Below are 21,592 nucleotides of genomic sequence, written 5' to 3'. Positions count from 1 at the left end.
CAGTATGTTGGTCGGGTGAGGACTCCGGCGACCGTGGTGGCGGGCGTGGACCTGGGGGACGCCGCGTTCGCCGCGGACGTGCGCGACGGCGTCGGACGCATCGAGCGGCTGATCGAGACGGAGTTGCGCGCGGCCGACGAGCTGATGACCGAGGCGGTGCTGCACCTGTTCGAGGCCGGCGGCAAGCGGTTCCGCCCGTTGTTCACCGTGCTCTCGGCGCAGCTGGGTCCGCATCCGGACGCCGGTGAGGTGACGATCGCCGGTGCGGTCATCGAGCTGGTGCACCTGGCGACGCTGTATCACGACGACGTGATGGACGAGGCCCAGGTCCGCCGCGGCGCGCCCAGCGCCAACCTGCGCTGGGGCAACAACGTCGCGATCCTGGCCGGTGACTACCTGTTCGCGACGGCGTCGCGGTTGGTGGCGCGGCTGGGACCGGATGCGGTCCGGATCATCGCCGACACGTTCGCCCAGCTGGTGACCGGCCAGATGCGCGAGACCCGCAGGGCCGCCCCCGGCGTCGACCCGATCGAGCACTACCTGAAGGTGGTGCACGAGAAGACCGCCTGCCTGATCGGTGCGGCGGGACGGTTCGGGGCGATGTTCTCCGGCGCCGACGACGACCAGGTCGAGCGGCTGTCCCGGCTGGGCGGCATCGTCGGTACCGCGTTTCAGATCTCCGACGACATCATCGACATCGACAGCGACCCCGACGAGTCCGGCAAGCTGCCCGGCACCGACCTGCGCGAGGGGGTGCACACCCTGCCGGTGCTGTATGCGCTGCGCGAACCCGGGGCCGACGCCGCGCGGCTGCGCGAGCTGCTGGCTGGTCCCGTCGACGACGCGGCGTTGCCCGACGCGCTGCGGCTGCTGCGGGCGTCGCCGGGGATGGCCAAGGCCAAGGACACGGTGGCGCGCTACGCCGCGGCGGCGCACAGTGAGCTCGCGCAGCTGCCCGATCTGCCCGCTCGGCGGGCGCTGGAAACGCTCGTCGACTACACGATCAACCGGCACGGCTGAGGGCGCGATGCGGAACCCCCGCGCCGGCACGGGCGTTGTCTCAGCAGGACCCCGGGGTTCATAGGAGGATTGATGACCTGGCATCCGCACGCCAACACGTTCAAGACATTCGCCTTGTTGGTGGGCATGTCGACGCTGATCGTCTTCGTCGGCGCGCTGTTCGGCAGGACGACGTTGCTGCTGGCGGTGTTGTTCGCCGTCGGGATGAACGCCTACACCTATTTCAACAGCGACAAGCTGGCGTTGCGGGCCATGCATGCCCAGCCGGTGTCCGAGCTGCAGGCCCCGGCCATGTATCGGATCGTGCGCGAGCTGGCCACCGCCGCACACCAACCGATGCCACGGCTGTATATCAGCGACACCGCCGCGCCCAACGCGTTCGCGACCGGGCGCAACCCCCGCAACGCCGCGGTCTGCTGCACCACCGGGATTCTGCGGATCCTCGACGAGCGTGAGTTGCGTGCGGTGCTGGGCCACGAGCTGTCCCATGTCTACAACCGCGACATCCTGATTTCCTGCGTGGCCGGCGCGCTTGCCTCGGTGATCACCGCGTTGGCCAACATGGCGGTGTTCGCGGGGATGTTCGGCGGCAACCGGCAAGGCGGAAATCCGTTCGCGCTGATGCTTGTTTCACTGCTCGGCCCGATCGCGGCGACGGTGGTGCGGCTGGCGGTGTCGCGGTCGCGGGAGTATCAGGCCGACGAGTCCGGCGCGGCGTTGACCGGTGACCCGCTGGCGTTGGCCTCGGCGCTGCGCAAGATCACCGACGGGGTGCAGGCGGCGCCGCTGCCGCCGGAGCCTCAGCTGGCCAGCCAGGCGCACCTGATGATCGCCAACCCGTTCCGTGCGGGGGAGCGCATCGGGTCGCTGTTCTCGACGCACCCGCCGGTCGCCGACCGGATCCGCCGGCTGGAAGCGATGGCGCGCGGCTGAGCCGCCGGTCAGAAACCGGCCCCGTAGACCTCGTGTCCCGGGGTTTCAGCGATCAGACCGCGGTAGGCCTGCTCGACGGTCGAGCCGTGGTTGATCACCGCGTCGACCTCGCGGGCGATCGGCATGTTCAGCCCGTACTTGTCGGCGAACTCCATGATCACGCTGGCCGCCTTGACACCCTCGGCGACCTGGTTCATCGAGGCGATGATCTCGTCGATCGGCTTGCCGGCGCCCAGCTGCTCGCCGACGTGGCGGTTGCGGCTGCGCTGGCTGGTGCAGGTGACGATCAGGTCACCCATGCCGGCGAGCCCGGCGAAGGTGTCGCGCTGCCCGCCGGCGGCCTCGCCGAGTTTGGACATTTCGCGCACCGAGCGGGCCATCACCATCGCGCGGGTGTTCTCCCCGATGCCCAGCGAGTAGCCCATTCCCACCGCGATCGCATAGACGTTCTTCAAGGCGCCGGCCAGCTCCACGCCGACCACGTCGTCGGTGGTGTAGACGCGGAACCGCTTGGTGCGGAACAGCTGCGCCAGCCGGGCGGCGAGATGCTGGTCGGGCATCGCCAGCACCGCCGCGGCCGCGTAGCCCTCGGCCACCTCGCGGGCGATGTTGGGGCCGGCCAGGATGCCGGCCGGGTGGCCGGGCAGCACTTCGTCGACGATCTGTGACATCCGCATGTTGGTGCCCTGCTCGAGGCCCTTGACCAGCGACACCACCGGGACCCACGGGCGCAGCTCGGCGGCCAGTTCGGTCAGCACCCCGCGGAACCCGTGCGACGGCACTCCCATCACGACGACGTCGGCACGGTTGGCGGCTTCGGAGAAGTCGGTGGTGGCGCGCAGGCTTTCGCTGAGACCGACGTCGTTGCCCAGATAGCGGGAGTTGCGGTGGTTGGTGTTGATGTCGTCGGCGGTGTCGCGCGAACGCACCCACTGCAGCGTCGGGCCGCGCCGTGCGCAGATCGACGCAACGGTGGTGCCCCAGGATCCGCCGCCGAGCACGACGACGTTCGGTTCGCGCGTAGCCGCCATGACGATCAGCGTATTGCCGGGCGCCGCTGTTCGCGGGCAGTTGGCCAACTCGGGGCCGGGCTAACCGGCCAGGGCCGCCCGGTTCTCGGCCCGCCCGAACACCATCGCCTCCTCGATGCGGTCGAACCGGTAGTCGATCGCGTCGGCGAAGTAGTTCTGCCGCACGTTCCAGGGCCGCTTGGTGCCCGACTTGGGCAGGGCATGCAGGGCGCGCAACACGTAGCCGGCTTGGATGTCCCAGGCCAGTTTCTCCGGCATCGGCTCGCCGCCCAGATGCGGGTAGGCGTGGGTGTACCCGTGCGACGTCATGTAGGCGATCAGTTTCGCCGTCGCGCGGGCGGTGATGTCGGCGCGCAGCGTCCAGGACGCGTTGGTGTAGCCGACACACCAGAACAGGTTGGGCACGTCCTCGAGCATGTGGGCCTTGTAGACGAAGCGGTCCTGGGGCTTGATCTCGGTGCCGTCCAGGCTGATGCGGACTCCGCCGAGCGCCTGCAGCTGCAATCCGGTGGCGGTGACGATGATGTCGGCGTCGAGGTGCCCGCCGGACTTCAGCGCGATGCCGTCGGCGTCGACGTGGTCGATGTGGTCGGTGACCACCTCGGCCCGGCCTTCGCGGATCGCGACGTAGAGGTCGGCGTCGGGGATCAGGCACAGTCGCTGGTCCCACGGGTTGTAGCGCGGCTTGAAGTGGGTGTCGACCGGATACCCCTTGGGTAGGTGATGGATCGCGACGCGGCGGATCCACCACTTCATGAAACCCGGCGTCTTGCGCGCCAGAAACCAGATCGCCCCTTCGAACACTGCGTTGCGCAGCCGGATCACCGGGTGAGCCACCCTGCGCGGCAGCACCGCGCGCAGCAGATCGGCCGAGGGACTGTACCGCGACGCGGCGAACATGTACGTCGGCGAGCGCTGCAGCATGGTGACCTTCGCGGCCCGCTCGGCCAGCGACGGGATCAGTGACACCGCGGTGGCGCCGCTGCCGATCACCACCACCTTCCTGCCGGTGTAGTCGAGGTCCTCCGGCCAGTGCTGCGGGTGCACGACCGTGCCCGCGAACTGCTCGATGCCGGGGAACTCCGGGGTGTAGCCCTGGTCGTAGTTGTAGTAGCCGGAGCCGAAGAACACGAACCGGCTGCGGTAGGTCGTGCCGGCTCCGGCTTCGTCGTCGACGGTGACGGTCCAGGTGTCGGTCGAGGAGTCCCAGTCCGCCGCGCGAACATGGCTGTTGAACCGGATGTGCTGGTCGATGCCGTACTTGTGGGCTGTCTCGGTCAGGTACTCACGGATGTGGACCCCGTCGGCCACCCCTTCCTTGCGGGTCCACGGCTCGTAGGGGAAGCACAGCGTGAAGATGCTGCTGTCGGAGCGCACTCCGGGGTAGCGGAACAGGTCCCAGGTGCCGCCGATCTGCTCGCGGCGCTCCAGGATCACGTAGCTGATGCCGGGGTTGCGTTCGCTGATGCGGTAGGCCGCGCCCAGCCCGGAGATCCCGGCCCCGATGATGACGACGTCGAAGTATCCCGCGTCCGCTGGGGTCATCAGCACACCTCGCTTCGTGCCCGCAATAACCGATATGTACCTCACCCAGAGTAGGCACCCACCGGTTGATTGGGCCAGGCTTAGCGGTAGTTGACGAACTGCAGTGCGACGTCGAGGTCGGCTTTTTTGAGCATCGCGATGACGGCCTGAAGGTCGTCGCGTTTTTTGCCCGAGACACGCACCTCGTCGCCTTGGATCTGGGCCTTGACGTTCTTGGGGCCCTCGTCGCGGATCAGCTTGGTGATCTTCTTGGCGTTCTCGCTGGAGATGCCCTGCTTGATGGTGCCGGTCACCTTGTAGGTCTTGCCGGAGGGCTGCGGCTCACCGGCGTCGAAGGCCTTCAGCGAGATGTCGCGGCGGATCAACTTCTCCTTGAAGACGTCGACGGCGGCCTTGACCCGCTCCTCGGTGGAGCTGGTCAGCTCGATGGCATCGGTACCCTTCCAGGCAATCCTGGTGTCGGTGCCGCGGAAATCGAATCTGGTGGCCAGCTCCTTGGCGGCCTGATTGAGGGCGTTGTCGACTTCCTGCCGGTCGACCTTGCTGACGATGTCGAACGACGATTCCGCCATGGATCCGTCCCTTCCCTCGGTTTTGCCCCGTGTGCCCCGCCCACTGGCTCGTTGTACCCTGCTAGACGTAACACACGAGGCAGGTTGCCCGAGCGGCCAATGGGAGCGGACTGTAAATCCGTCGGCGTATGCCTACCCAGGTTCGAATCCTGGACCTGCCACTGCATCGCCGGTGCGCCACCGACGGCTGGCGAGAGCCCGGTGCCCCGCGCCGTGGACGGCGCCGCCGACGGGCAGCACCGCAGCGGGGTGAGCGCTATTTGGCCCGGATGGCGGCTTCAACCTCGTCGGCGGGTATTTCCTTGGTGCAAAAGTACCAGTCTTGGCACGTCATGCCCTCGGCGTGGGTTTCTTGTCGCTCTTTCATGCCGGTCATGTTGTCGGGAATGGGCAAGATGACGGGATCGCCGGGTTGCCAATCTGCCGGAGTGGCGACACCGAAATGATCGGTGGTCTGCAACGCCTTGATGACGCGCAGCAATTCCGCGGAGTTGCGTCCGAGAATCAACGGATAATAGATGATCGCGCGGATGATGCCTTTCGGGTCGATGAAAAAGACCGCTCGCACCGCTTTGGTGGAGTCCTCGCCGGGCATGATCATCCCATATTTTCGCGCGACCTGCTGAGAGGCATCGTCGATCACCGGAAAGGTGACATCGACATTCTTGTGATCACGGAAGGCGATCTTGTCTTTGATCTGCTGGAGCCAGGCGAGATGACTGGCGATCCCGTCGACCGAGAGGCCCAATAGCTCGGTGTTGTAAGCCGCCAATTGTTGCTGCATCGAGGCGAACGTCACGAATTCCGAGGTGCAGACCGGCGTGAAATCTCCCGGGTGTGAGAAAAAGATCACCCACTTGCCTTTGTAATCTGCGGGGAAATGGATCGTGCCCTGGGTGGTGACCGCGGTGAATTCTGGAGCCGGATCACCGATACGCGGCATAGCCGTGACGGTGGCCGGTGCTTCGGCGGTGGTGGTCATGGCAAACTATCCTTTCCGGTCGTGGGAAACCCCAGCAGGTAGGACAATTTTAGTGTTTCGCGCTGAGTTCGGGGGCTCGTTCGTCAGCGTTGGAGCGCCCGATATGGGCTTCGGCGCGCAACCGGGGGATCATGTGGGGGTAGTGCAGCTCGAAGGCCGGGCGCTCGGAGCGGATGCGGGGCAGCTCGTAGAAGTTGTGCCGCGGCGGCGGGCAGCTGGTCGCCCACTCCAGCGAGTTGCCGTAGCCCCACGGGTCGTCGACGGTCACCGGCTCCCCGTAGCGCCAGCTCTTGAACACGTTCCACACGAACGGCAGCATCGAGGCCCCCAGGATGAAGGCGCCGGTCGTGGAGACGACGTTGAGCGGTTGGAACCCGTCGCTGGGCAGGTAGTCGGCGTAGCGGCGCGGCATGCCCATGTCGCCGAGCCAGTGCTGCACCAAAAACGTGACGTTGAACCCGATGAAGGTCAACCAGAAATGCAGCTTGCCCAGCCGCTCGTCGAGCAGCCGGCCGGTCATCTTCGGAAACCAGAAATAGGTCCCGGCGAAGGTGGAGAACACGATCGTGCCGAACAGCACGTAGTGGAAGTGCGCGACCACGAAGTAGCTGTCGGTGACGTGGAAGTCCAGCGGCGGGCTGGCCAGCAGCACCCCGGTCAGACCGCCCAGCAAGAAGGTGACCAAAAAGCCCACCGCGAACAGCATCGGGGTCTCAAACGTCAGCTGGCCCTTCCACATGGTGCCGGCCCAGTTGAAGAACTTGATCCCGGTGGGCACCGCGATCAGATACGTCATGAACGAAAAGAACGGCAGCAGCACCGCCCCGGTGGCGAACATGTGGTGCGCCCACACCGCCACCGACAGCACCGCGATCGCCATCGTGGCATAGACCAGGGTGGTGTAGCCGAAGACCGGTTTACGGGAAAACACCGGCAAGATCTCGGTGACGACCCCGAAGAACGGCAACGCCACGATGTAGACCTCGGGGTGCCCGAAGAACCAGAACAGGTGCTGCCACAGGATCGGTCCCCCGTTGGCCGGGTCGTAGACGTGGGCGCCCAGATGCCGGTCGGCGGCCAGCCCGAACAGCGCCGCGGTCAACAGCGGGAACGCCACCAGCACGATGATCGAGGTCACCAGGATGTTCCAGGTGAAGATCGGCATCCGAAACATCGTCATGCCGGGGGCGCGCATGCAGACCACGGTGGTGATCATGTTGACCGCGCCCAAGATGGTGCCCAGACCGGCCACGATCAGGCCCACGACCCACAAGTCGCCGCCGGCGCCGGGCGAATGGATGGCGGTGGACAGCGGGGTGTAGGCGGTCCAGCCGAAGTCCGCCGCCCCGCCCGGGGTGATGAACCCGGCCATCGCGATCAGCGAGCCGAACAAAAACAGCCAGTAGGAGAACGCGTTGAGCCGGGGGAACGCCACGTCGGGCGCGCCGATCTGCAGCGGCAGCACCAGGTTGGCGAACCCGAACACGATCGGGGTGGCATAAAACAGCAACATGATGGTGCCGTGCATGGTGAACAGCTGGTTGTACTGCTCGTTGGACAAAAACTGCAGACCCGGTGCGGCCAGTTCGGCGCGCATCAGCAAGGCCAGCAGCCCGCCGATGAAAAAGAAGACGAAGCAGGTGACCACGTACATGATGCCGATCATCTTGTGATCGGTCGTTGTTATGAGTTTGTAGACCAGGTTGCCCTTCGGCCCCGTCCGGGCCGGGAACGGACGACTGGCCTCGAGTTCTCTGCGCGGGGGGGCTTCGGCGGTCAAGAGCTCCTCCAAACCTGGGGCAACCGATAACGTGCTGTCATCGTAGCCCGAGTCCTACAAACTGTCGTAATCGGCCGCTGCCGGAGGGTCGCGTTCCACCGAATGTTACCGTCGCAAGAGTGCTGACGAGCGGTAAACGGCCCGGCGCGCTGGGCGCAGCCGCAGCAGCGGTGATTTCGGTCACGGTGTGCGCCGGATGCACATCGCCGACGGGGACGGCACCATCGACGGCGCGTTCGGTGGTCACCAGCACCACCCAGATCGCCGGCGCCGGAGTGCTGGGCAACCAGCGCAAACCCGACGAATCCTGCGCGGCGCAGCCCGCCGCGCCGGATCCGGGCCCCCCGATGCGCCAGGTCCACAATGCAGCCGGGGTGGATCCCGACGTGACCGAGGTGCACGCCGACCCGCAGCGCATCGTCGTGCTGACCGGGGACGCGCTCGACACCCTGTGCGCGCTGGGCCTGCAGTCCCGCATCGTGGCAGCGGCACTGCCGGACGGCGCCTCGGGTCAGCCCTCCTACCTCGGCGCGGCCATCCATCGACTGCCCGGTGCGGGCACCCGCAGCGCCCCCGACCTGGCCGCCGTCGCGGCGGCGAAGCCGGATCTGATCCTGGGCTCGGTGGCGGCGACCCCGACGCTGTATCCGCAGCTTTCAGCGATCGCCCCGTGCGTATTCACCGGGGCGCCGGGAGCGGCCTGGGAGGACGCCGTGCGCGGCGTCGGCGCGGCCACCGGGCGCATCGGCGCCGCCAACACGGTACTCGACGACTTCGCCGCCAAGGCCCACGAGAGCGGCGCCGCGCACGACGCCGGCCACTACCAGGCGTCGATCGTGCAGTTCACCGCGAACACCGTGCGTGTCTACGGCGCCGACAACTTCCCGGCCAGCGTGGTGCAGATCGTCGGCGTGGGCCGACCGCCGTCGCAACGCTTCACCGACAAGCCGTATCTCGAGATCGGTGACACCGACGTCGATCTGGCCCGCTCCGCCGATTTCTCCGCCGCCGACGCCGACATCGTCTACGTCTCGTTCGCCTCGCCGGCCGCCAAAGACCGTGCGCCCACCGTCCTCGACAGCGCGTCGTGGCGCAAACTCTCGGCCTACCGCGACAACCGGGTGTTCATCGTCAACAACGAGATCTGGCAGACCGGGCAGGGCGTGATCGCGGCCCGGGGCATCGTCGAGGACCTGCGCTGGATCAATGCCCCGATCAACTGAGCGCCGCACTCGGGCGCCGACCACTTTACTTGGCTAGGCTTTCACTAGGCTATTGAACGTCCGCACTAGAGCCGTAAGTTCCAGCTCTGAAGAGGTATTCGATGAGCACCGTTGTCTCCGCGTACGCCGCCACGTCGGCGACCGAACCGCTGACCAGGACCACCATCACCCGTCGCGACCCCGGCCCGCACGACGTGGCCATCGAGATCAAGTTCGCCGGGATCTGCCACTCCGACATTCACACCGTCAAAGCCGAGTGGGGCACGCCGAATTATCCGGTGGTGCCGGGTCACGAGATCGCCGGCGTGGTGACCGCGGTGGGTGCCGAGGTCACCAAGTACCAGGTGGGTGATCACGTCGGGGTGGGCTGTTTCGTGGATTCCTGCCGCGAGTGCAGCAGCTGCCTGGCCGGGCTGGAGCAGTACTGCAAGCGCGGGATGACCACGACCTACAACGGCATCGGCCGCGACGGCCGGCCGACCTACGGCGGCTACAGCAGCGCGATCGTCGTCGACGAGAACTACGTACTGCGCATCCCCGATGCACTGCCGCTGGACGTCGCGGCACCGCTGCTGTGCGCGGGCATCACGCTGTATTCGCCGCTTCGGCACTGGAATGCCGGGCCCGGCACCCGGGTCGCGGTGATCGGCCTGGGCGGGCTGGGCCACATGGGCGTCAAGCTGGGCGCGGCGATGGGCGCCGACGTCACGGTGCTGTCGCAGTCGCTGAAGAAGATGGAGGACGGCCTGCGGCTGGGCGCCAGTCGCTACTACGCGACCGCCGATCCGGACACGTTCAAGAAGCTGCGCAACGGTTTCGACCTGATTCTGAACACCGTTTCGGCCAACATCGACCTCGGCGAGTACCTGAAATTGCTCGACGTGGACGGCACGCTGGTCGAACTCGGCATCCCCGAGCACCCGATGCCGGTGCCGGCGTTCGCGTTGGCGCTGATGCGGCGCAGCCTGTCCGGCTCCAACATCGGCGGGATCGCCGAGACGCAGGAGATGCTGAATTTCTGCGCCGAGCATGGCGTGCGGCCCGAAATCGAAGTCATCGAGCCCGATTACATCAACGAGGCCTACGAGCGGGTGCTGGCCAGCGACGTGCGCTACCGGTTCGTCATCGACACCGCGACGCTCTAGGGGCGCTCTGGGGCGCCGAGGCTTTAAAAGTCCCAGTCCTCGTCTTCGGTGACGACGGCCTTGCCGATCACATAGCTCGAGCCCGACCCGGAGAAGAAGTCGTGGTTTTCGTCGGCGTTGGGTGAGAGCGCCGACAGGATCGCCGGGTTGACGTCAGTCTCGTCGCGCGGGAACAACGCCTCGTAGCCGAGGTTCATCAGCGCCTTGTTGGCGTTGTAGCGCAGGAACTTCTTGACGTCCTCGGTCAGTCCGACTCCGTCGTAGAGGTCCTGGGTGTATTCCACCTCGTTGTCGTAGAGCTCGAAGAGCAACTCGTAGGTATAGTCCTTGAGCTCTTGGCGTTTGGCGTCGTCGACCAGCGCCAGGCCGCGCTGGTACTTGTAGCCGATGTAGTAGCCGTGCACGGCTTCGTCGCGGATGATCAACCGGATCATGTCGGCGGTGTTGGTCAGCTTGGCCCGGCTCGACCAGTACATCGGCAGGTAGAACCCGGAGTAGAACAGGAAGCTTTCCAGCAGCGTGGAGGCGACCTTGCGCTTGAGCGGCTCGTCACCACGGTAGTAGCCCATGACGATCTCGGCCTTGCGCTGCAGGTTGGGGTTTTCCTCCGACCAGCGAAACGCGTCGTCGATCTCGGCGGTCGAGCACAGCGTGGAGAAGATGTTGCTGTAGCTGCGCGCGTGCACCGATTCCATGAACGCGATGTTGGTGTAGACGGCTTCCTCGTGCGGGGTCAGCGCGTCGGGGATCAGGCTGACCGCCCCGACGGTGCCCTGAATGGTGTCCAGCAGCGTCAGCCCGGTGAACACCCGCATGGTCAGTTGCTTTTCGTGATCGGTCAGCGTGCCCCACGACGGCAGGTCGTTGGAGACCGGCACCTTTTCCGGCAGCCAGAAGTTGCCGGTCAGCCGGTCCCAGACCTCGGCGTCCTTCTCGTCGTGCAGACGGTTCCAGTTGATCGCCGACACCCGGTCGATCAGCTTCATGTTTTCGCTCACCAGAACCCCTTTTCACCAGGACGGATGGGCAACCGCGCCCACATGTGAACACTACCCCTGGGGTCCGACAACCAGCCGCAACACAACAACTAGTGTCGCGACCCAGTGTCACGTCGTGTCGTTGACGCGCCGGTGCCCACCCCGAAGAACTGATACTCGGAGAGATCGAGTTTTCGGGTCGCCGCCCAGTACTGCCAGGTGTAACCGCCCCAGAGCACCCGGTTGTTGCCGTGCTCGTCGAGGTACCAGCTCCGACACCCGCCGGAGTTCCACACCGAGCCGGCGAGTTCGCGCTGCAAACGCTCGTTGAAGCGGTCCTGCGCGGCCCGGGTCGGTGCCAGCGCCTGCGCGCCGAGCCGGTCGCAGGCGGCGATCGCACGGGACACATAGCGGATCTGCGCCTCGATCATGAACACCACCGAGTTGTGGCCCAGCCCGGTGTTGGGTCCCAGCAGAAAGAACAAGTTGGGCATGTCGGCGACCGTGATCCCGCGATGCGCGACCACCCCTTCCCGGTTCCACCGGTCCACCAGGTCCTCCCCGTGCAGCCCTTTGATCTGCACGTAGGTGTAGGAGTCGGTGACGTGAAAGCCGGTGGCGAACACGATCACATCGACCCGCCGGTGCCGGCCGTCGGCGGTGACGATGCCGTCCGGCGTGATGGCGCTGATGCGGTCGGTGACGAGCTCGGTCTTGGGGTTGGCCACGGCGGGATAGTAGGTCGACGAGTTCAGGATTCGCTTGCAGCCGATCCGGTACTGCGGCGTCAGCTTGCGGCGCAGCTCGCGGTCTTTGACCGCGCGGCGGATGTTCCACTTGGCGAAGGACTCGATCACCTTGAGCGTGTCGGGCCGCCTGGTCATTCCGTAGGCCAACGCCTCCTGCCCCCAGTAGATGGCGGTCCGCAGCGCCAGCCGCAGGCCGGGGATGGTGCCCAGCGCGCGCCGCAACGCCGGTGGCAGCTCCTCGTTGGTGCGCGGCACCACCCACGGCGGGGTGCGCTGGTAGAGCTGCAGTCCGGCGACCCGGTCGATGATCTCGGGAACGATCTGGATGGCGCTGGCGCCGGTGCCGATCACCGCGACCCGCTTGCCGGTCAGATCCACGCCGTGATCCCACTGGGCGGAATGGAAAGCGGGGCCCCGGAACTCGTCGCGTCCGGGGATGTCGGGAACCGACGGGATGTGCAGTGCACCAGCTCCGGAGATGACGAACTGGGCGACATATTCGCGCCCGTCGGCGGTGAACACGTGCCAGCGATAGTCGGCGTCGTCCCAGTGCGCACGGTCGACGAGCGAGTCGAACACGATGTAGCGGCGCAGTCCGTATTTGTCGGTGACTCCCTTGAGGTAATCCCAGATCTCGTCCTGATAGGAGAACAGGTGCTTCCAGTCCGGCTTGGGCTCGAAGGAGAACGAATACAGGTGCGACGGGATATCGCACGCGCACCCCGGATAGCTGTTGTCACGCCACGTTCCGCCGACATCGTCGGCCTTCTCCAGGATCAGGAAGTCCACGCCCTGGCGCTGCAGCGCGATGGCCATCCCCAACCCGGAGAACCCGGTGCCGATGATCAACGCGCGGGTGTGCACGGGGGTCGGGTGTGTCGACTCCTGCGTCGTCGGCTCCGCGATGGTCATGCTGCCATGCTACCTGGGAACGCCGGTACCGGGTATCTCGGGGCGCTCGCCGGTGCTCAGCTGGCCGCGGAGTCCCGAGGCACCGCGCTGCGGATGGGCAAATCGGGATCGAGGCTGATCCCGAGCACCTCGGCGGTGCCGCTGATCACGCCCAGCATGATGGTCGTCAGCTGGGCGACGAACTGGTCGTGCGACATGCGTCGCGGACTCTGCGGGTCCGGGCCCAGCCACCACTCGGTGGCCGACGCGGCCGACCCGAAGGCGGCATGGCCGGCCAATTCGACCGCGGCATGGTCGAGTTGCATCTCTCGAAGTTCGTTGTCGAACATGTCGGCCACCGCCAGGGTGATGCCACGGCCCTCGTTGAGGATCTGAGGGCTGACCGGGGAGCGGCCCTGAATGAAGACCCGCAGCACGTTGGGATGCTTGTCGACCAGGTTGACGTACTCCTCGACGGCGCGCCGGATCACCTCACGAGCGGAGTCGGTTTTCAGGTCGATCGAGGGCAAGATCGCCGCGTACAGCATGTCGCGCAGCCGCTCCCCGATCGCCTGAAACAGATCGGACTTGTCCTGGAAATGCCGGTAGATCTTCGGCTTGGCGGTGCCGGCCTCTTCGGCGATTTCCCGTACGCTCAGCTCCGGCCCGAGCCGGTCGATGGCGCGAAATGCCGCGTCGACGATCTCACCGCGCACCTTCTTGCGGTGTTCACGCCAGCGCTCGCTGCGTGCGTCGACCTTCACCGCGGGACGCGGGGCGGGATGAGGTCGAGGGATTCGCACCACGAGAAGCACCTTACCGCGTTGCTCTGCCGGCCAGGGCGAAGCGTTCGCCGATCAGAGCATGCAGGACACGCAGCCCTCGACCTCGGTGCCCTCCAGCGCCATCTGCCGCAGCCGGATGTAGTACAGCGTCTTGATGCCTTTTCGCCAGGCGTAGATCTGGGCCTTGTTCACGTCGCGGGTGGTGGCGGTGTCCTTGAAGAACAACGTCAGCGACAGCCCCTGGTCCACATGCTGGGTGGCCGCCGCGTAGGTGTCGATGATCTTCTCGTAGCCGATCTCGTAGGCGTCCTGGTAGTACTCCAGGTTGTCGTTGGTCATGTAGGGCGCGGGGTAGTAGACGCGGCCGATCTTGCCTTCTTTGCGGATCTCGATCTTGGACACGATCGGGTGGATCGAGCTCGTCGAGTGGTTGATGTAGGAGATCGACCCGGTCGGCGGCACCGCCTGCAGGTTTTGGTTGTAGATGCCGTGGGCTTGCACCGACTCTTTGAGTCGCCGCCAGTCGTCCTGGTCGGGAATGCGGATTCCCGCGTCGGCGAACAACTGCCGCACCTTGGCGGTCTTGGGCTCCCAGAGCTGATCGGTGTAGCGGTCGAAGAACTCCCCCGAGGCGTACTTGGACCGCTCGAAACCTTTGAAATACTTGCCTCGTTCGATGGCAATGCGGTTCGATGCCCGCAGCGTGTGGTAAAGCACTGTGTAGAAATAGATGTTGGTGAAGTCGATGCCTTCTTCAGAACCGTAGAAGATGCGTTCCCGAGCCAGATAGCCGTGCAGGTTCATCTGCCCCAGCCCGATCGCGTGCGAGTCGTTGTTGCCCTGCTCGATCGAGGGCACCGAGGCGATGTGCGTCTGATCGCTCACCGCGGTCAGCGCACGGACCGCCACCTCGATGGTCTGCGCGAAGTCGGGTGAGTCCATCGTTTTGGCGATGTTGAGCGAACCCAGGTTACACGAAATGTCCTTGCCCACTTTGGCGTACGATAAATCTTCGTTGAACGACGACGGCGTGGACACCTGCAGGATCTCCGAACACAGGTTGGAGTGGGTGATCTTGCCCTCGATCGGGTTGGCCCGGTTCACCGTGTCCTCGAACATGAGGTAGGGGTAACCGGATTCGAACTGCAACTCGGCGAGCGTCTGAAAGAACTCCCGCGCCTTGATCTTGGTCTTGCGAATCCTTGCGTCGTCGAGCATCTCGTAGTACTTCTCGGTGACCGAGATGTCGGCGAACGGCACCCCGTAGACGCGTTCGACGTCGTACGGTGAGAACAGGTACATGTCCTCGTTGCGCTTGGCGAGCTCGAAGGTGATGTCGGGGATCACCACGCCCAGGCTCAGCGTCTTGATCCGGATCTTCTCGTCGGCGTTTTCCCGCTTGGTGTCCAAGAAGCGGTAGATGTCGGGGTGGTGGGCATGCAAATACACCGCGCCGGCGCCCTGGCGCGCGCCGAGCTGATTGGCGTAGGAGAACGAGTCCTCCAGCAGCTTCATGATCGGGATGACGCCCGAGGACTGGTTTTCGATGTTCTTGATCGGTGCACCGTGTTCCCGAATGTTGCTCAGCAGCAACGCCACTCCCCCGCCGCGCTTGGACAGCTGCAGCGCGGAGTTGATAGAACGCCCGATCGACTCCATGTTGTCCTCGATGCGCAAAAGAAAGCAACTCACCGGCTCGCCGCGCTGCTTCTTGCCCGAGTTCAAAAACGTCGGGGTGGCCGGCTGGAACCGGCCGTCGATGATCTCGTCGACGAGCTTCTCGGCCAGCGCCGTGTCGCCGGCGGCCAAGGTCAGTGCCACCATGCACACCCGGTCCTCGAAGCGCTCCAGGTACCGCTTCCCGTCGAAGGTCTTCAACGTGTAGGACGTGTAGTACTTGAACGCTCCGAGAAAAGTCGGGAACCGGAACTTCTTGGCGTAGGCACGGTCGAGCAGGGATTTGACGAAGTTGCGCGAATACTGGTCGAGAACCTCACGCTCGTAGTAGTTCTCGCGGATGAGGTAGTCCAGCTTCTCGTCCTGGTTGTGGAAGAAGACCGTGTTCTGGTTGACGTGCTGCAAGAAGTACTGACGCGCGGCTTCCCGGTCTTTGTCGAACTGAATCTTGCCGTCGGCGTCGTAGAGATTCAGCATCGCGTTGAGCGCGTGATAGTCGGTCTCACCCGGCCCGGAAACCGGGCGAGCATGCCCGGTGGGTGTCACACGCTCTGAAGTTGCAGCGGTTGGCGGCACGTCTCCTCCTCCCAGAAGTCGGCCAGACCCGCGCGGACGGCGCGGACGTCCTCGTCGGTTCCCATCAGCTCGAAGCGGTAGAGGTACGGAACTCCGCATTTGCGCGAGACCACCTCGCCGGCATAGCCGAATTCCGCACCGAAGTTGGTGTTACCGGCCGCGATCACCCCGCGCAGCAGCGCCCGGTTGCGTTCGTTGTTCAAGAACGTGACGACCTGTCTGGGAACGTAGCCGCTGGCTGCACTGTCGGCGATGCTCGGATTGTGTCGGCCACCGCCGTAGGTGGGCAACACCAGGACATAAGGCCGGTCCACCTCGATGCGGCCGTGCAACGGTATGCGCGTGGCCGGCAGACCCAGCTTCTGCACGAAACGGTGGGTGTTCTCCGACACGCTGGAGAAATACACCAGGTTGCCCGACGTCACGATTGCCTCCTAGGCGGTGCGCACCGCGCCGGTCAGCGCCTTGATCCGGTCGGGCCGGAAGCCCGACCAGTGCTGGTTCCCGGCCACCACGACCGGGGCCTGCAGATAACCCAGCGCCATGACGTAGTCCCGCGCCTCGGGGTCCGAGGTGATGTCGACCGTCTCGTAGCTGATGCCCTGCTTGTCCAGTGCCTTGTACGTGGCGGTGCACTGCACACAGGCCGGCTTGGTGTACACGGTGATGCTCATCGACGGTACCGCCTCCTCTTCGAGACCTCGGACATCGGGAATCTGGCTGGCAACTACTCGGGCACTGCGGGTGCACTGCTGGATCAGCAGACCGACACACCCCGACAATCCCGTCCTCAGCACCTGCCCCGACGCCATGACCGCGGGTGTCCTGGAGGTCGTGAATCTTCGGGTGTGTCGACCAGCCAAACACTACACCTAGTGGCAGACATTGAGAAGAGGTACAAGATGTTCGGAAAAACATTGATGAAATTCCCTGGTCGTAAGCTTGTGCGTGGACCCGGCCCGGCGTGTCGCAGATCACGATTGGGTTTCCGCCGGCCACCGGTCGGGTTTACCACCGGGCACCGACAAGCACGCCCGGGCCGACATCGCGAACCCGGGGCACAGCAAAGCCCAGGCGGCGTCGGGTCAGCTCACCTCGGCGGCCAATTTGCCCACCGCGTCGCGCAGGTTGGACACCAGCTCGGCGCTCTCCCGCGGATGCTTGCCATCCAGCGAGGCCAGCGGCACCGACAGCTTGATCGCATCGATTACCCGCGGACCGGCGAGCCCGAATGACTTGCGGGTCTCGTCATGTGCCCAGACGCCGCCGTACCGGCCGGCCGAGCCACCGATGACGGCCAGCGGCTTGTCCTTCAGCGCGCCGTTGCCGAATGGCCGGGAAAGCCAGTCGATCGCGTTCTTGAGCACGCCGGGGATGCTGCCGTTGTATTCCGGTGTGACGACCAATGCCGCGTCGGCGTCGGCGGCGGCGTGCCGCAGTGCGGCGACCGGGGCCGGGACGTCGAACGGGTCGTCGGCGCAATCTAGGTCTTCGTTGTAGAACGGCAACTCGCCCAGCCCGTCGAAGATGGTCACGACGATGCCGTCCGGGGCGCATTCGGCGGCCAACTCGGCGATCTGGCGGTTGACCGACGCCGCACGCAGGCTTCCCACCAGTACCACGATCGTGGTCTCCGGCACGTCCGACTCCCCTCGGGTTGGTTGCAGTCGCGGCCCGGCGACCCGCCGAGGGCGCGGTCACCACCGACGATATCGCGGCCACGGCCGGCATCGGCAAGGGCGCCGCCGGACCCGGACCGACGATTTCACTGTGCGCCGAGGGTGACGACACGCCGGCGTGTCAGCGCCCCACGCTGCTAGCGCGGCGCCGGCCGCAGCACCCGGGTGAAAATCACGTTGACCTGGCGCATCGCCAGGCTATACGGCCACCAGGCCAGCCGCTTGAGGGCATACAGCGCGCGGATGTCGCCCGAGGTATAGATCAGGTATCTGTTCTTGGCGACTCCGGTCAGGATTTTCTCGGCCGCCCGCTCGGGCGAGACGGCATGCCCGCTAAACCGGTCCACCCAGCGTTTCACTGTTGGGTCCTCGCGATCGACGCCGGCGATCTCGACGGTGTTGACCAGCGGGGTGTTCACCGCGCCGGGCACCACCACCGACACACCGATGCGGTGGCGCGCCAAATCGAAACGCAGCACCTCTGACATCCCGCGCAAGCCGTACTTGCTGGCGCTGTAAGCGGCGTGCCAGGGCAGGGCGATCAGCCCAGCCGCCGACGACACGTTGACCAGATGCCCGCCCCGGCCGGCGGCGATCATCGGCGGAAGGAACGTTTCGACGACGTGGATCGGGCCCATCAGGTTCACGGCGACCAGGTTGCTCCATTGTTCGTGGCTGAGCCGATCGACGGTGCCCCAGGCCGAGATCCCGGCGATGTTCATCACGACGTCCATGCTCGGGTGATCGGCGTGGATGTCGGTGGCAAACGCGGCGACCGCCCGGTAGTCGGCGATGTCGAGTGCCCGGTGCTCGGCGACCTGCCCGCCCAGTGTGCGGATGTCGGCGACAGTTGCGGTGAGCCCGTCGGCGTTGCGGTCGGTCAGGTACAGCTCGGCGCCCTCAGCGGCGAGTCGCAACGCTGTCGCACGGCCGATACCGCTGGCGGCACCGGTGAGAAAGCAGCGCTTGCCTGCGAAATACCCACCACGACTCTTCGGCGTGATGACGCTGACGATACGGCGCAGGCTCACGATCGCCCGCCCCACAGCGCATGCAGCCATAGCTGCTCCAGCACCCGTATCCCGCGCTGCACATCCTGATCCGGGCCCAGATAGGCGCTGTCACCGGAGAGCATCTGCGCGGTGGTGACCGACAGTGTGCGGACCAGAGCGGGGATGTCCTCGCTGATGGGACACGCGGTGCCGGCCCGCAACTCGTCCTCGACGATCCCGATGATTTGTTGGATCACCCGATCAACCTGCTGGTCGACGAGTTTACGGATCTCGGCGTCGGTGTTGCGGGCGGCGTAGCACGCCGAGATCACGGGGTCGTTGTGGGCGTACACGAGCGCGGCACTGCCGACCATCCGCTTGGCGAATGCCGCCGGCGATTCGTCCGGGCCGCGCGGCGCGAAGTACTGGGTCAGCTCGTCGAGTTCGCGACCGGCCTCGGCCAGGATATGTGCCAGCACCGCGTATTTGGAGTCGAAATAAAAGTAGAAACCGGATCGCGCGACGCCGGCCCGGTCGCTGATCGTGCTGACCGACAGATCGGCAAACGGTTTCTCCACCAACAGCTCCCGCACTGACTGAAGGATGGCCTGCCGCTGCCTGTCGCCGCGTCGTTTCGGGGCCGATGCGGACGGAGTTTGGCCGGCGGTGCGCGTGGAATCCCCGGTGGTCACCCTTTGACCTTGCAACAAAACAGACGAAAACCAAACTTGACAGCCGTCAAGCACTCTCGAAGGATGGTGCGTAATGACGGCTGCCACCAGATCTGCCAGAAGGTAAGGAGCGTCAATGGCGACCATCAGCACCCGGGATTATCTGTTCGATCAGGCCAAACGCCGCCTGACGCCGTCCTTCAACAACTTCCCCGGCATGGCCGCGGTCGAACGGAAGCTACTGAAGACGCAGTGGTCCCCGCGCAAACTTGCGGACCCGCCGCCGGGCAGCGGGCTCAAGCCGGTCATGGGCGACCGGGGCCTGCCGATACTCGGCCACATGATCGAGATGATGCGCGGCGGACCCGACTACCTGCTGTTTCTCTACCACACCAAAGGTCCGGTCATCTTCGGCGATTCGCCGATTTTACCGGGGGTCGCGGCGCTGGGACCCGACGCGGCGCAGGTCATCTACTCCAACCGCAACAAGGACTACTCCCAGCAGGGTTGGGTGCCGGTCATCGGACCGTTTTTTCATCGCGGTCTGATGCTGCTCGACGGTGAGGAGCACCTCTTCCACCGGCGGATCATGCAGGAAGCCTTCGTCCGTTCCCGCCTGGCGGGCTATGTCGAGCAGATGGACCGGGTAGTGTCGCAGGTGATCGCCAACGACTGGGTGCCCAACGACGCACGCTTCCTGCTCTATCCGGCGATGAAGGCCCTCACCCTCGACATCGCTTCGATGGTGTTCATGGGCCACGAGCCCGGCACCGATCGCGAACTCGTCACCAAGGTGAACGAGGCCTTCACGATCACCACCCGCGCCGGCAACGCGATCATCCGCACCAGCGTGCCGCCGTTTACCTGGTGGCGCGGTCTCAAAGCGCGTCGCCTGTTGGAGAACTACTTCGCCAAACGGGTCGCCGAGCGTCGCGGCAAGGAGGGCAACGACCTGCTGACGGTGTTGTGCCACACCGAAGACGAGGACGGCAACAGCTTCTCCGACGAAGACATTGTCAACCACATGATCTTCTTGATGATGGCCGCGCACGACACCTCGACGTCGACGTCGACGACGATGGCCTACCAGCTGGCCGCCCATCCGCAGTGGCAGGAGCGCTGCCGCGACGAATCGGATCGCCTTGGCGACGGCCCGCTCGACATCGAGTCGCTGGAGAAGCTGGAGTCGCTCGACCTGGTGATGAACGAGTCCATCCGGTTGGTGACGCCGGTGCAGTGGGCCATGCGCCGCACGGTGCGCGACACCGACCTGCTGGGTTATTACGTGCCGGAGGGCACCAACGTCATCGCGTATCCGGGCATGAACCATCGGCTGCCCGAGCTGTGGACCGATCCGCTGAAGTTCGACCCGGAACGGTTCACCGAGCCGCGCAACGAGCACAAGCGGCATCGTTACGCGTTCACGCCGTTCGGCGGCGGCGCGCACAAGTGCATCGGGATGACGTTTGGTCAGCTGGAGATCAAGACGATCCTGCACCGGTTGCTGCGCCGCTACCGGCTCGAGCTGCCCCGACCCGGCTATCAGGCGCGCTGGGACTACGGCGGCATGCCGATCCCGAAGGACGGCATGCCGATCGTGCTGCGCCCGCTCTAGGATTGCGTGGTCAGCAGCCGGTTGGCGCAGGCGATCACTGCGCGCAGCGCGGACTGTGTCGGGTCCCGGGACCACCCCATCGCCCATTCGACTCGGGTGCCGTCGCTGCCCTGGATGAAGGTGGCGAAGTCCCCGTCGGCGCGCAGCTGATGAAACCGCAGCATCTCGACCGCGATGCCGCGCTCGTAGAGCATCGCGGTCAGCGCGGCGACCGGACCCGTCGCCGTGGCGGTCATGGTCTCGATCCGATCGCCGAAACCGAGCGTGGCCCGAAACGTTGCCGGTTGCGTTCCCAGCCGGGTGGCGGGCCGCCCGTCGGTGCACTCCCAGTGGCGCAGGCACACCGGCCCGGTGCCGGGAGCGTAGGTGGCGATGAGGGTGCTCCACGACAGGTTTCCGGCGTCTTCGCGGAGACCGGCCGGCAGCGCAAGACCCGCGAACCGGTCCGGCGGCGCTTCGGGCGCACTACCGGCGCCGCTGTCAATCGTGAGGTTGGCGGCAGTTGTCACTGGACGTGTCATTGATCGTGTCATGGGTCGGTCGTTTCTGGTCTGCAGGAGTGACCGACAGGTAGTAGCGTCCGACCCGCAGCGGGGGGTCGGTCCGGATCAGACCCCGCTGCGGGTACTGGCTACTACTGCACGACGATGCACGGTGCCAAAGCCTAGTCGCCGACGGCCGACCAGGGCAAGTTGACGACGTGCCTCACGTACTTTGAGCGCGTGGCCGGTGGTGGTGCCTCAGCTAGT

Annotated in this window: 20 protein-coding genes and 1 tRNA gene; 6 read left to right on the top strand and 15 right to left on the bottom strand. The window is 65.6% G+C overall.

Features of this window, described 5'->3' with window-relative positions; translation table 11 throughout:
* The first annotated feature begins 15 nt into the window (after window positions 1–15).
* Both grcC1 and htpX read left to right on the top strand, forming a co-directional pair.
* Window positions 16–1,020 (top strand): nonaprenyl/(2E,6E)-farnesyl/geranylgeranyl diphosphat synthase, encoded by a 1,005-nt coding sequence (gene grcC1, locus F6Q13_RS00745; protein ID WP_293050834.1) that lies wholly within the window; start codon window positions 16–18, stop codon window positions 1,018–1,020.
* A gap of 72 nt (window positions 1,021–1,092) precedes the next feature.
* Window positions 1,093–1,953 carry a zinc metalloprotease HtpX gene (htpX, locus tag F6Q13_RS00740; RefSeq protein ID WP_293050832.1) on the top strand — a complete coding sequence of 287 codons (861 nt, stop codon included), beginning with the start codon at window positions 1,093–1,095 and terminating at the stop codon, window positions 1,951–1,953.
* 8 nt (window positions 1,954–1,961) lie between these two features.
* Here htpX and F6Q13_RS00735 read toward each other — a convergent pair whose 3' ends face one another.
* From F6Q13_RS00735 to F6Q13_RS00725, 3 genes are all read right to left on the bottom strand, one after another.
* A complete protein-coding gene (locus F6Q13_RS00735; RefSeq protein ID WP_293050829.1) occupies window positions 1,962–2,984 on the bottom strand; it encodes an NAD(P)H-dependent glycerol-3-phosphate dehydrogenase in 1,023 nt (340 codons plus the stop codon).
* A gap of 60 nt (window positions 2,985–3,044) precedes the next feature.
* Complete coding sequence (locus F6Q13_RS00730; RefSeq protein WP_293050826.1) at window positions 3,045–4,535, bottom strand: NAD(P)/FAD-dependent oxidoreductase; 1,491 nt, start codon at window positions 4,533–4,535, stop codon at window positions 3,045–3,047.
* A gap of 74 nt (window positions 4,536–4,609) precedes the next feature.
* Entirely contained in the window at window positions 4,610–5,101 is a 492-nt protein-coding gene (locus F6Q13_RS00725) for a YajQ family cyclic di-GMP-binding protein (RefSeq protein WP_293050824.1), read from the bottom strand.
* A gap of 78 nt (window positions 5,102–5,179) precedes the next feature.
* Here F6Q13_RS00725 and F6Q13_RS00720 point away from each other — a divergent pair.
* Window positions 5,180–5,262, top strand: a tRNA-Tyr gene (locus F6Q13_RS00720).
* A 95-nt stretch (window positions 5,263–5,357) separates the two neighbouring features.
* Here the strand turns inward: F6Q13_RS00720 and F6Q13_RS00715 are convergent.
* Together F6Q13_RS00715 and ctaD are read right to left on the bottom strand one after the other, a co-directional pair.
* Window positions 5,358–6,083, bottom strand: a complete 726-nt coding sequence (locus tag F6Q13_RS00715) for a peroxiredoxin (protein ID WP_293050822.1) — start codon at window positions 6,081–6,083, stop codon at window positions 5,358–5,360.
* A 49-nt stretch (window positions 6,084–6,132) separates the two neighbouring features.
* Window positions 6,133–7,863 (bottom strand): cytochrome c oxidase subunit I, encoded by a 1,731-nt coding sequence (ctaD, locus tag F6Q13_RS00710; protein ID WP_293050820.1) that lies wholly within the window; start codon window positions 7,861–7,863, stop codon window positions 6,133–6,135.
* Window positions 7,864–8,033: 170 nt separating this feature from the next.
* Between ctaD and F6Q13_RS00705 the strand changes: the two genes are divergently transcribed.
* Both F6Q13_RS00705 and F6Q13_RS00700 read left to right on the top strand, forming a co-directional pair.
* Window positions 8,034–9,086 (top strand): iron-siderophore ABC transporter substrate-binding protein, encoded by a 1,053-nt coding sequence (locus F6Q13_RS00705; RefSeq protein WP_293051005.1) that lies wholly within the window; start codon window positions 8,034–8,036, stop codon window positions 9,084–9,086.
* A 101-nt stretch (window positions 9,087–9,187) separates the two neighbouring features.
* On the top strand, window positions 9,188–10,231 hold the full coding sequence (locus F6Q13_RS00700) for an NAD(P)-dependent alcohol dehydrogenase (protein ID WP_293050818.1): 1,044 nt from the start codon (window positions 9,188–9,190) through the stop codon (window positions 10,229–10,231).
* 23 nt (window positions 10,232–10,254) lie between these two features.
* On the opposite strand, the gene nrdF is transcribed toward F6Q13_RS00700, so the two are convergent.
* The 9 genes from nrdF to F6Q13_RS00655 all read right to left on the bottom strand — a co-directional run bounded on the left by nrdF (window position 10,255) and on the right by F6Q13_RS00655 (window position 19,249).
* Window positions 10,255–11,229, bottom strand: a complete 975-nt coding sequence (gene nrdF, locus F6Q13_RS00695; RefSeq protein WP_293050816.1) for a class 1b ribonucleoside-diphosphate reductase subunit beta — start codon at window positions 11,227–11,229, stop codon at window positions 10,255–10,257.
* A gap of 89 nt (window positions 11,230–11,318) precedes the next feature.
* Entirely contained in the window at window positions 11,319–12,869 is a 1,551-nt protein-coding gene (locus F6Q13_RS00690) for an NAD(P)/FAD-dependent oxidoreductase (protein WP_293050814.1), read from the bottom strand.
* A 56-nt stretch (window positions 12,870–12,925) separates the two neighbouring features.
* The gene (locus F6Q13_RS00685) at window positions 12,926–13,654 is read right to left on the bottom strand and encodes a TetR/AcrR family transcriptional regulator (protein WP_293050812.1); all 729 of its coding nucleotides are present in this window, start codon (window positions 13,652–13,654) and stop codon (window positions 12,926–12,928) included.
* 51 nt (window positions 13,655–13,705) lie between these two features.
* Complete coding sequence (gene nrdE, locus F6Q13_RS00680) at window positions 13,706–15,787, bottom strand: class 1b ribonucleoside-diphosphate reductase subunit alpha (protein ID WP_293051003.1); 2,082 nt, start codon at window positions 15,785–15,787, stop codon at window positions 13,706–13,708.
* A 65-nt stretch (window positions 15,788–15,852) separates the two neighbouring features.
* The gene (nrdI, locus tag F6Q13_RS00675; RefSeq protein WP_293050810.1) at window positions 15,853–16,311 is read right to left on the bottom strand and encodes a class Ib ribonucleoside-diphosphate reductase assembly flavoprotein NrdI; all 459 of its coding nucleotides are present in this window, start codon (window positions 16,309–16,311) and stop codon (window positions 15,853–15,855) included.
* Between the two features lie 9 nt (window positions 16,312–16,320).
* The gene (locus F6Q13_RS00670) at window positions 16,321–16,560 is read right to left on the bottom strand and encodes a redoxin NrdH (RefSeq protein WP_293051001.1); all 240 of its coding nucleotides are present in this window, start codon (window positions 16,558–16,560) and stop codon (window positions 16,321–16,323) included.
* A gap of 411 nt (window positions 16,561–16,971) precedes the next feature.
* Window positions 16,972–17,526, bottom strand: coding sequence for an NAD(P)H-dependent oxidoreductase (locus tag F6Q13_RS00665; protein WP_293050808.1), 555 nt, complete (start codon window positions 17,524–17,526; stop codon window positions 16,972–16,974).
* 176 nt (window positions 17,527–17,702) lie between these two features.
* The gene (locus F6Q13_RS00660) at window positions 17,703–18,569 is read right to left on the bottom strand and encodes an SDR family oxidoreductase (protein WP_293050999.1); all 867 of its coding nucleotides are present in this window, start codon (window positions 18,567–18,569) and stop codon (window positions 17,703–17,705) included.
* Between the two features lie 23 nt (window positions 18,570–18,592).
* Entirely contained in the window at window positions 18,593–19,249 is a 657-nt protein-coding gene (locus tag F6Q13_RS00655) for a TetR/AcrR family transcriptional regulator (protein ID WP_293050806.1), read from the bottom strand.
* 115 nt (window positions 19,250–19,364) lie between these two features.
* On the opposite strand from F6Q13_RS00655, the gene F6Q13_RS00650 reads away from it, so the two are divergent.
* Complete coding sequence (locus F6Q13_RS00650) at window positions 19,365–20,843, top strand: cytochrome P450 (RefSeq protein ID WP_293050804.1); 1,479 nt, start codon at window positions 19,365–19,367, stop codon at window positions 20,841–20,843.
* Here F6Q13_RS00650 and F6Q13_RS00645 read toward each other — a convergent pair.
* Window positions 20,840–21,364: a homocitrate synthase gene (locus tag F6Q13_RS00645; protein ID WP_293050801.1), complete on the bottom strand. Its 525-nt coding sequence runs from the start codon at window positions 21,362–21,364 to the stop codon at window positions 20,840–20,842. The two genes, F6Q13_RS00650 and F6Q13_RS00645, sit on opposite strands and share 4 nt — an antisense overlap.
* Between the last annotated feature and the right edge of the window lie 228 nt (window positions 21,365–21,592).

Source organism: Mycobacterium sp. (assembly GCF_008709575.1).
GTDB lineage: Bacteria > Actinomycetota > Actinomycetes > Mycobacteriales > Mycobacteriaceae > Mycobacterium.
The sequence above is the reverse complement of the archived record's forward strand: the minus strand, read 5'-3'. Positions and strand labels throughout refer to the sequence as shown.

Bases quoted from the DNA above. Each gene is read 5' to 3' on its own strand.
- htpX (WP_293050832.1), top strand. From the start codon at position 1,093: ATGACCTGGCATCCGCACGCCAACACGTTCAAGACATTCGCCTTGTTG.
- F6Q13_RS00735 (WP_293050829.1), bottom strand. From the start codon at position 2,984: ATGGCGGCTACGCGCGAACCGAACGTCGTCGTGCTCGGCGGCGGATCC.
- F6Q13_RS00725 (WP_293050824.1), bottom strand. From the start codon at position 5,101: ATGGCGGAATCGTCGTTCGACATCGTCAGCAAGGTCGACCGGCAGGAA.
- F6Q13_RS00715 (WP_293050822.1), bottom strand. From the start codon at position 6,083: ATGACCACCACCGCCGAAGCACCGGCCACCGTCACGGCTATGCCGCGT.
- F6Q13_RS00700 (WP_293050818.1), top strand. From the start codon at position 9,188: ATGAGCACCGTTGTCTCCGCGTACGCCGCCACGTCGGCGACCGAACCG.
- F6Q13_RS00690 (WP_293050814.1), bottom strand. From the start codon at position 12,869: ATGACCATCGCGGAGCCGACGACGCAGGAGTCGACACACCCGACCCCC.
- nrdE (WP_293051003.1), bottom strand. From the start codon at position 15,787: ATGCTGAATCTCTACGACGCCGACGGCAAGATTCAGTTCGACAAAGAC.
- F6Q13_RS00670 (WP_293051001.1), bottom strand. From the start codon at position 16,560: ATGAGCATCACCGTGTACACCAAGCCGGCCTGTGTGCAGTGCACCGCC.
- F6Q13_RS00650 (WP_293050804.1), top strand. From the start codon at position 19,365: ATGGCGACCATCAGCACCCGGGATTATCTGTTCGATCAGGCCAAACGC.
- F6Q13_RS00645 (WP_293050801.1), bottom strand. From the start codon at position 21,364: ATGACACGTCCAGTGACAACTGCCGCCAACCTCACGATTGACAGCGGC.